The organism is Pseudomonas sp. SDO52101_S400 (assembly GCF_054071635.1).
Genome location: NZ_JBSVWF010000041.1, coordinates 47,608 through 57,546 on the forward strand (window position 1 = coordinate 47,608; position 9,939 = coordinate 57,546).

At 59.5% G+C, this 9,939-nt stretch carries 11 protein-coding genes; 6 read left to right on the forward strand and 5 right to left on the reverse strand.

Annotated elements, in window-relative coordinates:
- Positions 1-76 precede the first annotated feature (76 nt).
- The 4 genes from ACW9HX_RS20055 (at position 77) to ACW9HX_RS20070 (ending at position 4,301) form a co-directional block, all read left to right on the forward strand.
- Positions 77-346, forward strand: coding sequence for a hypothetical protein (locus ACW9HX_RS20055; protein WP_457381944.1), 270 nt, complete (start codon positions 77-79; stop codon positions 344-346).
- A gap of 101 nt (positions 347-447) precedes the next feature.
- Positions 448-1,062 carry a LysE family translocator gene (locus ACW9HX_RS20060; protein WP_085710685.1) on the forward strand — a complete coding sequence of 205 codons (615 nt, stop codon included), beginning with the start codon at positions 448-450 and terminating at the stop codon, positions 1,060-1,062.
- A gap of 206 nt (positions 1,063-1,268) precedes the next feature.
- Entirely contained in the window at positions 1,269-2,435 is a 1,167-nt protein-coding gene (locus ACW9HX_RS20065) for an aminotransferase class V-fold PLP-dependent enzyme (protein ID WP_457381945.1), read from the forward strand.
- 57 nt (positions 2,436-2,492) lie between these two features.
- The gene (locus tag ACW9HX_RS20070; RefSeq protein ID WP_457381946.1) at positions 2,493-4,301 is read left to right on the forward strand and encodes an aminopeptidase P family protein; all 1,809 of its coding nucleotides are present in this window, start codon (positions 2,493-2,495) and stop codon (positions 4,299-4,301) included.
- Here ACW9HX_RS20070 and ACW9HX_RS20075 read toward each other — a convergent pair.
- Positions 4,294-5,202, reverse strand: coding sequence for a LysR family transcriptional regulator (locus ACW9HX_RS20075; protein ID WP_457381947.1), 909 nt, complete (start codon positions 5,200-5,202; stop codon positions 4,294-4,296). The two genes, ACW9HX_RS20070 and ACW9HX_RS20075, sit on opposite strands and share 8 nt — an antisense overlap.
- A gap of 112 nt (positions 5,203-5,314) precedes the next feature.
- Here ACW9HX_RS20075 and ACW9HX_RS20080 point away from each other — a divergent pair, with 112 nt between their 5' ends.
- The gene (locus tag ACW9HX_RS20080; RefSeq protein WP_457381948.1) at positions 5,315-6,313 is read left to right on the forward strand and encodes a zinc-dependent alcohol dehydrogenase family protein; all 999 of its coding nucleotides are present in this window, start codon (positions 5,315-5,317) and stop codon (positions 6,311-6,313) included.
- On the opposite strand, the gene ACW9HX_RS20085 is transcribed toward ACW9HX_RS20080, so the two are convergent.
- Both ACW9HX_RS20085 and ACW9HX_RS20090 read right to left on the reverse strand, forming a co-directional pair.
- Positions 6,310-6,900 (reverse strand): 2-hydroxychromene-2-carboxylate isomerase, encoded by a 591-nt coding sequence (locus ACW9HX_RS20085; protein WP_457381949.1) that lies wholly within the window; start codon positions 6,898-6,900, stop codon positions 6,310-6,312. The two genes, ACW9HX_RS20080 and ACW9HX_RS20085, sit on opposite strands and share 4 nt — an antisense overlap.
- 33 nt (positions 6,901-6,933) lie before the next feature.
- On the reverse strand, positions 6,934-7,662 hold the full coding sequence (locus ACW9HX_RS20090) for an SDR family oxidoreductase (RefSeq protein WP_457381950.1): 729 nt from the start codon (positions 7,660-7,662) through the stop codon (positions 6,934-6,936).
- A 91-nt stretch (positions 7,663-7,753) separates the two neighbouring features.
- Between ACW9HX_RS20090 and ACW9HX_RS20095 the strand changes: the two genes are divergently transcribed.
- Positions 7,754-8,323: a TetR/AcrR family transcriptional regulator gene (locus ACW9HX_RS20095; protein WP_457381951.1), complete on the forward strand. Its 570-nt coding sequence runs from the start codon at positions 7,754-7,756 to the stop codon at positions 8,321-8,323.
- Positions 8,324-8,333: 10 nt separating this feature from the next.
- Here ACW9HX_RS20095 and ACW9HX_RS20100 read toward each other — a convergent pair whose 3' ends face one another.
- Positions 8,334-8,615, reverse strand: coding sequence for a hypothetical protein (locus ACW9HX_RS20100; RefSeq protein ID WP_457381952.1), 282 nt, complete (start codon positions 8,613-8,615; stop codon positions 8,334-8,336).
- Positions 8,616-8,783: 168 nt separating this feature from the next.
- Entirely contained in the window at positions 8,784-9,671 is an 888-nt protein-coding gene (gene rhtA / locus ACW9HX_RS20105) for a threonine/homoserine exporter RhtA (protein WP_457381953.1), read from the reverse strand.
- Between the last annotated feature and the right edge of the window lie 268 nt (positions 9,672-9,939).

Below are 9,939 nucleotides of genomic sequence, written 5' to 3' on the forward strand. Positions count from 1 at the left end.
GAGCGTTGATTTCTGCCACGACGAGCCCGGGCGTAGCCTTTCTCCATCGACCCACATTGCTCGCCAGGACGCTCCCATGAATCGTTTACTGACTGTTTCCCTGATGCTCGCTGTCTCCGTTCTCGCCGGTTGCGCGAGCCATGTTTCCCCGGAACTTCGCCCCTACACGGCGGAAGAAACTCGCGAACTGGCCCTCGAAAGCCTGAACCGTCGCGGCTTGTCGTTCGAGGAATATCAGGTGAAAAAAGCCGAATTGCTCGGCCAGCCACAGAAGACTTTCGGGTTTGATAACAAGGGTGAAATGAGCGCGGAGCGGGCCGTACAGCTGCACGGTCGTCCTAGCTGATCCGTAACTGTACTGCTCGAAGTTTTACCTAACTGTCCGTGGGTTTGCGCGACGCCGTGGGATAGGGTCAACACCTGAATGACCCTGACGGACTGCCTGCCATGACTCTCTCGCTCGACCTGTTGCTGGGCTTTGCCCTGTTTGCCCTTGTCACCTCGATCACACCGGGTCCGAACAACACCATGTTGCTGGCATCGGGCGTGAATTTCGGCTTTAACCGCACCATTCCCCATATGCTCGGCATTACTTGCGGCTTTTTTGTGCTGGTGGTGGCAGTGGGTTTCGGGCTGGGGGCGGTGTTCCAGACTTATCCACTTCTTTATACGGTTCTGCGTTACGTCGGCGCGGCGTACTTGCTGTACCTGGCATGGAAAATCGCTCACTCCGGCCCGGTCGGCGAAAGTGAGTCAGGCGAGGCGAAACCCATCAGTTATCTCGGCGCGGCTGCCTTCCAGTGGGTCAATCCCAAGGCGTGGATCATGGCGATTGGCGCCATCAGCACCTACACGCCGATGCAGGGTTATTTCACCAACGTGATCGTGATTGCCGCGGTGTTCGCCATCATCAACCTGCCGAGCGTCGGCGTCTGGGCGGCGTGCGGGACCCTGCTGCGCAACGTGCTCAAGGATCGCCGCTGGTTGCGGGTGTTCAACTGGGGCATGGCGGCGCTGCTGGTGATTTCGCTGTATCCGTTGCTCCTTGAAAGCTTTAGCTGACGCAGTGCTACAACCGCCGGCCCGATGCCTGTTAAAGTCGCGTTCAGGAGCGTTCCTACGCACTTTTAAATGAAGTTGTTCTTCTTTAACGGCATCCGATCAGGTATTGATGACGCTCTCGAACCCGGACGCAGCTCACAAGGCTGCGTCGCGCCGTTTGTAGACACGAGCTTCCTGATCCCGGAACACGCTCTGCGAGTCTTTTTATGAACACACGTCCGCTGTATTTCGATTACGCCGCCACCACTCCGGTGGACGAGCGGGTCATCCAGGTGATGATCGAGTGTCTGGGTTTTAACGGTAACTTCGGCAACCCGGCCTCCAGTTCTCACGCCTTCGGCCAGCAGGCCCGGCAAACGGTCGAGAACGCCCGCCGACAGGTGGCCGAACTGGTCGGCGCCCAGGCGCAACAGATTGTCTGGACTTCCGGTGCGACCGAATCCAACAACCTTGCTCTCAAAGGCGTGGCCCAGGCACGTGGCGTGTCCGGCGGCCACATCATCACCAGTCAGATCGAACATAAGGCCATCCTCGACACTGCCCGGCAATTGCAGGACGCCGGTGTCGCCGTGACCTATCTGGTGCCGGACGCCGACGGCCTGATCACCCCGCAAGCGGTCAGCGAAGCGATGTGCGACGACACCTTTCTGGTGTCGCTGATGCTGGTCAACAATGAACTTGGCACCGTCAACGACATCCCGGCCATCGGCGAAGTGGTGCGGGGACGCGGTGCGTTGTTCCATGTCGATGCGGCGCAAGGCGCCGGCAAGGTCGCGATCGATCTGGTGCAATGGCCGGTGGATCTTATGTCGTTTTCGGCGCACAAACTCTATGGCCCCAAAGGCATCGGTGCGCTGTACGTCGGCCCGCGTGCGCAGCAGCGTTTGCAGGCGCAGATTCACGGTGGCGGCCATGAGGGCGGCTTGCGTTCCGGTACGCTGGCGACTCACCAGATTGCCGCCATGGGCTCGGCCTTTGCCCTGGCCGCTGAAGCGTTCGATGACGAGAAAAAGACCATCGTCGCGTTGCGCGAGCGCCTGCTCGAACAACTGTTGAGCCTGCCCGGCGTGCGCCTTAACGGCAGCGCCGCCCAGCGCATCCCGCATACCTTGAGCCTGACGTTCAGCGAAGGTGAGTTCAACCCGGCGGCGCTGAGCCATTCGATCGCGTTTTCTGCGACTTCGGCCTGCAACTCCGCCAGCAACACACCGTCCCACGTTTTGCTGGCACTGGGTCACGACGCCCACCTGGCTGGGCGTACGATTCGCCTGAGCCTCGGCCGTTTCACCACTGCCGAGGACATCGACAAGGCTGTAGATCTGATCAAGACCGCCTGCGCCAGTGCTCCGGCATTCTGGGCGACAGGGCTTTAACGAGCCGGCTTCGAACGGCACCGAACAATAACGATGAAGTGATTGGCAGGAGACACGATGAGTACCCAGACTTTGACCGAAGGAACGGTTCCCCAGCGCCTGGCGCACACCCGCGAACTGATGCGTCGCGAAGGCATCCACGCACTGCTGGTGCCGTCCGCCGACCCACACCTGTCGGAATACCTGCCGGGTTACTGGCAGGGGCGGCAATGGTTGTCGGGTTTCCATGGCTCGGTGGGGACATTGATTGTCACCCCCGATTTCGCCGGGGTCTGGGCTGACAGTCGTTACTGGGAACAAGCGACCAAGGAACTCAAGGGCAGCGGCATCGAGCTGGTCAAGTTGCAACCGGGCCAGCCGAGCCCGCTGGACTGGCTCGCCGAGCAAACGCCGGAAGGTGGTGTGGTCGCGGTCGATGGCGCGGTAATGGCCGTGGCGTCCGCGCGGACCCTGGGCAGCAAGCTCGAAGCACGTGGCGCCAGCCTGCGTACCGACCTCGACCTGTTGAGCGAAGTCTGGAGCGACCGTCCGAGCCTGCCAAATGCGCCGATCTATCAACATTTGCCGCCGCAGGCGACCGTCAGCCGTGGCGAGAAGCTCGCCCAGCTGCGTGAAACCCTGCAGGAACGCGGCGCCGATTGGCACTTCATCGCCACCCTCGACGACATCGCCTGGCTGTTCAACCTGCGTGGCGGCGATGTGTCGTTCAACCCGGTATTCGTTTCTTTTGCCTTGATCGGTCAGCAACAGGCCACGCTGTTTGTGGCGTTGAGCAAGGTCGACGCGCAGCTGCGCGCGGTGCTGGAAAAGGACGGCGTAACCCTGCGTGACTACAGCGAGGTTGCTGATGCCCTGGCTGCGATCCCGAACGGCGCGAGCCTGTTGGTGGACCCGGCGCGGGTAACCAGCGGTCTGCTGGGCAACCTCGACAGTGGCGTGAAACTGGTCGAAGGTTTGAATCCGACTACGTTGGCCAAATCACAAAAAAGCCCGGCGGATGCCGAGCACATCCGCCAGGCGATGGAGCAGGACGGCGCCGCGCTGTGCGAGTTTTTCACCTGGCTGGAGTCGGCCTGGGGTCGTGAGCGCATTACCGAGCTGACCATTGACGAGAAGCTCACGGCGGCCCGTGAGCGTCGCCCGGATTATGTGTCGCTGAGTTTCAACACCATTGCCGCCTACAACGCCAACGGCGCGATGCCGCACTACCACGCCACTCCGGAAGAACACGCGGTGATCGAGGGGGACGGCTTGCTGCTGATCGACTCCGGTGGCCAATACCTGGGCGGTACCACCGATATCACGCGCATGGTGGCCGTCGGTACGCCGAGCGAAGAGCAGAAACGTGACTGCACCCGAGTGTTGAAAGGCGTGATTGCGTTGTCCCGCGCGCATTTCCCGAAAGGCATTCTGTCGCCGCTGCTGGATGCGATTGCCCGTGCGCCGATCTGGGCCGAAAACGTGGATTACGGCCATGGCACCGGTCACGGCGTGGGGTATTTCCTCAATGTGCACGAAGGTCCGCAGGTGATCGCCTATCAGGCTGCGCCAGCACCACAAACCGCCATGCAGCCGGGGATGATCACTTCCATCGAGCCGGGCACTTATCGTCCGGGCCGCTGGGGTGTGCGCATCGAGAACCTGGCGATGAACGTCCTGGCGGGAAGCAGCGAGTTCGGCGAGTTCCTCAAGTTCGAAACCCTGACCCTGTGCCCGATCGACACTCGCTGCCTGGAACCGTCCTTGCTCACGCAGGAAGAGAAGCAGTGGTTCAATGCCTATCACGCCGAGGTGCGCGAGCGTTTGAGCCCGTTGCTTGATGGCGCGGCACTGGAATGGCTGAAAACGCGTACTGCCGCTATTTAAAAGGCTGAAGCTCGGGCGCTGCTGCCAGCGCCTGAGTCATGTACTCGACAAACGCGTTGACCCTGGCGGACTGGCGACGGTTCGCCGGGGACACGGCGTGTATCGGCAGTGATCGGGTCTGATAGTCCTGCAACAGGGCGACCACCCTGCCGGACTTCAAATCCTCGCTGAACAGCCAGATCGGCGACAGCGAAATCCCCAACCCTCCCAAGACCATTTCGCGGATCGCCTCGGAGTTGTTGCTCTGGGCATTGCCTTTGATACGCACCTCGTGACGTTGGCCATCCTTTTCGTAAGTCCACAGGTTCTGCGATTCGAGCAGGTTGAATTGCAGGCAGTTGTGCTGCGCCAAATCCTGTGGCGATTGCGGATGTTCATGGCATTGCAGATAGGCAGGTGCTGCAACGGTGACGCGGTGGGTGGTGCCGATTCGGCGGGCGATCATGCCGCTGTCGTTCAACTCGCCTATGCGCAGGCTGACATCCAGACCTTCGCTGACCAGATCCAGGTTCTGGTCGTTCAGATGCAGGTCAATCTGCACTTGCGGGTAGCGCTCAAGAAAACCGGGCAGGCGCGAGGCAATCTGTAGCCGGCCGAAGCTCACTGATGAGCCGATCCGCAGGGGGCCGGCGACCGTTTCCCTGCCGGACTGGAAACTGTGTTCGGCAGCGTCCACGGCCGCGAGGATATTTCGGCATTCGTTGTAGTACCGCTGGCCTTCATCGGTCAGCGACAACTTGCGCGTGCTGCGGGCAATCAGCCTGCCGCCCAGTTGGGTTTCAAGGGCGCGCAGAACTTTGCTGATGGTGGGTTGGGTGGTCTGCAGCTCCCGGGCCACGGCGGAAAAACTGCCGCGCTCGACCACCCGGACGAAGATTGCCATTGCGTTGAGCTTGTCCACGGAGCGCCTCATCCATGCCGGTTTGGCATGATCACTATAATCATTCGGCTTCTTATCGGCATGAGTCCGTTGAGAGAACATGGTTTCACTTTCTCCCACAGGAACGACCGAAATGACTGACTCAATGCACATGCGCGCGCTGATGGTGGAGACCGCTAACGGTCCGCTACGCTTGGTTTCCCTTGAACGCCCCGTGGCGGGCGCCGGACAGGTATTGGTGCGGATCAAGGCCAGCGGCGTGAATCCGCTGGATCTTAAAATCCGTGCAGGGCAGGCCGCCCATGCCCGACAGCCTTTGCCGGCGGTGTTGGGGCTGGATCTGGCGGGGGTCATCGAAGCGGTAGGTGAGGGCGTGCAGGGCTGGGCGCCGGGTGATGAAATTTATGCGTTGGCAACCGGCATTGGAGGCGCGCAGGGTTCGCTGGCCGAATTTGCGGTGGTTGATGCGCGTCTTTTGGCACATAAGCCGGCCAACCTGAGCATGCGCGAGGCCGCAGGTTTGCCGCTGGTGTTGATTACGGCGTGGGAAGGGTTGGTTGATCGGGCACGGATGAGTGCCGGGCAAAAGGTATTGATTCACGGTGGAGCGGGTGGCGTCGGGCATGTGGCGGTGCAAATTGCCCGCGCGGTTGGTGCCGAAGTTTTTGCGACGGGCTCTGCGGGGCAACGCGGAATAATTGAGGGTTATGGTGCGACGTTCATTGATTACCGTGAAATGTCGGTCGAAGACTATGTCCGCGAGTACACGGCGGGGGAGGGGTTCGACATCGTTTATGACACGGTAGGCGGTGAAACGCTGGATGCGTCGTTCAAGGCTGCGCGGATCTACCACGGCCATGTCTTGAGTTGCCTGGGCTGGGGGCAGCATAGTCTGGCGCCGCTGTCCTTCCGGGGTGCGACCTACTCCGGCGTATTTACCTTGTTGCCGCTGCTGACTGGAAAGGGTGGCGAGCACCATGGCGAGATCCTGCGCCAGGCTGCCTTGTTGATCGAGGCCGGGGAGGTGAAGCCGTTGCTCGATGCACGTCGGTTCACGCTTGAGTCAGCCGGTGAGGCCCATGAACTGCTTTCATCGAAAGCAGCTCAGGGACGTCTGGTGGTCGAGATCTAGCGCAGGGCCTCTTCAACGAAGTCGAGCCGATCCTGACCGAAGAACAACTGGTTGCCGATGAACATGCTCGGCGCACCGAAGACGCCACGCTTCACGGCTGTCTCGGTGTTGTCCTTGAGGGCGGCCTTGACCGTTTCATCATTGGTCAATGCCAGTACGTGCTCAGGATTGAAGCCATGCTCTGTCAGTACCGTGGCAACCGTTGCTGGTTCATCGAGGCTGCGACCTTCCACCCACAGCGCTTTGAACAGGCAGTCGATGAAGGCAAGGAAGCGCTCCGGGTGTCGCAATTGAATGCCGGTCACCGCCCGCATCAACATCAGGGTGTTGATCGGGAAATGCGGATTGAATTTAAGGGGCACGCCGTAGCGTTTGGCGTAGCGGTCGAGATCCTGAAACATGTAGCGGCCCTTGGCCGGGATCATCGCCGGTGAAGCATTGCCGGTGGCTTTGAACACACCGCCCAGCAACATCGGGATATAGATCAGCTGGCTGCCGGTCTTGGCGCAGATTCCTGGCAGTTGGGTATACGCCAGATAGGTGGCGGGGCTGCCAAGGTCGAAGTAGAACTCCACGGTTTTGTTCATGGTCGCTGCACTCATTGTTGTTATTGGAAGGGATTACCAGCGTTCGTTCCAGGGGCGCAGATCCAGCTCGAAGGTCCAGGCATCCCTTGGCTGGGCGTGCAGGTACCAATAGTTCTCGGCGATGTGTTCGGGATTGAGAATACCGTCCTGATCCTTGGTTGCGTACTTGTCGGGGAAGTTGCTGCGGATGAAGTCGGTGTCGATGGCGCCGTCGACCACGATGTGCGCGACGTGAATGTTCATCGGGCCGAGCTCCCGGGCCATGCTTTGCGCCAGTGCACGGATGCCATGCTTGGCTCCGGCGAATGCGGCAAATCCGGAGGCCCCGCGCAGTCCGGCGGTAGCACCGGTGAACAGAATGGTGCCGCGCTGGCGGGTGACCATGCGCTTGGCCACTTCACGGGCATTGAGGAACCCTGAGAAGCAAGCCATTTCCCAGATCTTGAAATACTTGCGTGCGGTTTCTTCAAGAATGCTGCAAGGCACGTTGGCACCAATGTTGAAAACGAAAGCTTCAATCGGCCCGAGACGGGTTTCGATATCTTCGATCAAGGCGATCACGTCTTCTTCCTTGCGCGCATCGCAGGCAAAACCGTGGGCTTCGCCGCCGTCTTCCTGAATGGCTTCCACCAATGGCTGCAATTTGTCGGCGCTGCGTCGCGTGACGCAAGCGATGAAACCTTCCTTGGCGAACCGCCTGGCGATGGCGCCGCCGGTGGCATCCCCTGCACCGACAACCAATACGACCTTCTTGTTATTCATGGTGGCTCCATTTAGTAAACGATCGTTAAGTGAACGAACGTTATGCTAGGATCCGCTCAGCGTCAAGGCAGTCAATTGCGAGGACAAATGCATGCGTTACTCCGCTGGTCACAAGATGGAAACCAAAGAAAAGCTGCTACAGAGCAGTTCGTTGTCTGCGAAAAAAACCGGGTTTTCAACGATGGGCGTCGACGGTTTGATGAAGGCTATCGGCCTGAGTGGCGCGGCGTTCTACAGCCACTTTTCGTCCAAGGATGCTTTGTTTGCGGCTATCGTCGAGCGCGAGTTGTGCCAGAGTCTGGAGCGGTTGGGTGGGCGAGGAGCTCAAGATCGTGAACGGTTGGAGCGATGCCTGACGCTGTATCTGAGCATGGCTCATGTCGAACAACCTGAGTTGGGCTGCGCATTGCCTGCGTTGGGCGCTGAGATTGCACGGTCGGATGTTGCCGTGCGGGAACAGGCCGAGCTGTGGATTTGTCGGCTTCAGGAAAGTTGGGCGCAGATTCTGGAGAGCGACAGCCTGGCCTGGGCCATTTTGTCGCAATGTGTCGGCGCGTTGGTGGTGGCGCGGATGTTGGCGTCCCCGCAGATTCAGCAGCGGGTGTTGGAATCCAGTCACGAAGAGATCGGCCGCCAGCTCGCCGTTCAGCGAGCACAATAGCGGCGGCGTTTTATTTGCAGATGACGATCATGCTTCGGCTGGTGTAGCCGGCGGGGTTGAGACCAAAGGGATAGTCACCCGGCTCTTCCACTGCATCCCCGGATTTGGCGATGACTTTGTAACCCTTCGGCGCACAGGAGTTGGCGGCGCTGGCGTAGCACTTGTCCCAGGAAGAAGAGAGCCCTGAACAGTTGATGTGCAGTCCTTTTTTGCCATGCTTTACCTGAGCCTTGGAGGTCGCCGCGCATCCCGAGATGGCGAGTACGGCGATCAGTATCAAAATTCGTTTCATTACCGTCCTTATGGCGGCCTCGAGTCTGGCGCTCGGGTCTGCCTGCATTCGCTCTCGCTTGACGCGTTCCGATATCCCTATCCGAAAAAGTCCATATCTGGCACTGAGTTGCGAAGCTAAACATGGCCTAAATGAGAGGCAAATGCCAGACCTTCGTTACAACCGCTTTCAATCCGCCGCAATCACGGGCTTGGCATGGTTGCCCATGGTCATCGTTGCACCGACGGACGCCAGAATAATGCACAGGATGGCCATCCATTGTGACAAGGAGAGGTATTCCTGGAGGAACAGAAGGCCTGATAGCGCACCGAATGCAGGTTCGATACTCATCAGCGTACCGAAGGTGCGAGCAGGCATGCGGGTCAGGGCAACCATTTCCAGGGTATAGGGCAGGGCCGTGGATAGAATCGCGACACCAATAGCTATCGGGATCAATGACGGCGTCAGCAATGCGGCACCGGCGTGGACGATCCCGATGGGCGCGACGAACAGGGCTGCGATCATCACTCCCAGTGCAGCGGTGGTTACACCGTTGTCGGCGCCGGCCTTCTGGCCGAAGAGAATGTAAAGCGCCCAGCAAACGCCAGCGCCAAGCGCATAGGCCACACCGGTAAGGTCGAGACCCGCTGTTGTTGCACCTGTTGGTATCAATAGCAGCAATCCGACGGCGGCGAGGGCAATCCAGAGGAAATCGATTGCACGACGGGAGGCGTATATGGCGACTGCCAGCGGTCCAGTGAATTCCAGAGCAACCGCAATGCCGAGCGGCACGGTGCGCAAGGACATATAAAAGAGGAAGTTCATGCCGCCCAACGCCATCCCGTACACGATTACGGTGCGCAGCGATCTGGCGGTCAGCTTTGCCCTCCAGGGTCTCAGCAATAGCAACATGATTACGCTGGCGAATATCAGGCGTAGCGTCGTTGTGCCTTGGGCGCCGATGATGGGGAACATGCTTTTGGCCAGGGAGGCGCCCGACTGAATCGATGCCATGGCGATCAATATCAGGCCAACCGGAAACAGGATGGATACAAGACTGCGGGGTTGGTCGTTCATTGCGCGGCATCGTCCGATAGTAAAGGCTGTAGAGGGCACTAACTGAGTGATGGGCAATATACTGCGCATTCGCTGGTGTTGCGTCTATATATAAGCGGGCTTTTTGAGTCGACTGATAGAAAAATCAAATTAGGGCTTGACGGCAGATTCTGGAGGCCTATAATTCGCCCCACTTCCGGCGCAGTCGAAACGGAAAACTCCTTGAGATTCAACGAGTTACGCAGTTTTCGGCAGTGGCTCGCTTCAGGTCATCGAAGCCTGGAAGGCG

What these genes read in the sequence shown, in the direction of transcription:
- ACW9HX_RS20055 (WP_457381944.1), top strand. Translation starts at nt 77, where the DNA reads ATGAATCGTTTACTGACTGTTTCCCTGATGCTCGCTGTCTCCGTTCTC.
- ACW9HX_RS20060 (WP_085710685.1), top strand. Translation starts at nt 448, where the DNA reads ATGACTCTCTCGCTCGACCTGTTGCTGGGCTTTGCCCTGTTTGCCCTT.
- ACW9HX_RS20065 (WP_457381945.1), top strand. Translation starts at nt 1,269, where the DNA reads ATGAACACACGTCCGCTGTATTTCGATTACGCCGCCACCACTCCGGTG.
- ACW9HX_RS20070 (WP_457381946.1), top strand. Translation starts at nt 2,493, where the DNA reads ATGAGTACCCAGACTTTGACCGAAGGAACGGTTCCCCAGCGCCTGGCG.
- ACW9HX_RS20080 (WP_457381948.1), top strand. Translation starts at nt 5,315, where the DNA reads ATGACTGACTCAATGCACATGCGCGCGCTGATGGTGGAGACCGCTAAC.
- ACW9HX_RS20085 (WP_457381949.1), bottom strand. Translation starts at nt 6,900, where the DNA reads ATGAACAAAACCGTGGAGTTCTACTTCGACCTTGGCAGCCCCGCCACC.
- ACW9HX_RS20090 (WP_457381950.1), bottom strand. Translation starts at nt 7,662, where the DNA reads ATGAATAACAAGAAGGTCGTATTGGTTGTCGGTGCAGGGGATGCCACC.
- ACW9HX_RS20095 (WP_457381951.1), top strand. Translation starts at nt 7,754, where the DNA reads ATGCGTTACTCCGCTGGTCACAAGATGGAAACCAAAGAAAAGCTGCTA.
- ACW9HX_RS20100 (WP_457381952.1), bottom strand. Translation starts at nt 8,615, where the DNA reads ATGAAACGAATTTTGATACTGATCGCCGTACTCGCCATCTCGGGATGC.
- rhtA (WP_457381953.1), bottom strand. Translation starts at nt 9,671, where the DNA reads ATGAACGACCAACCCCGCAGTCTTGTATCCATCCTGTTTCCGGTTGGC.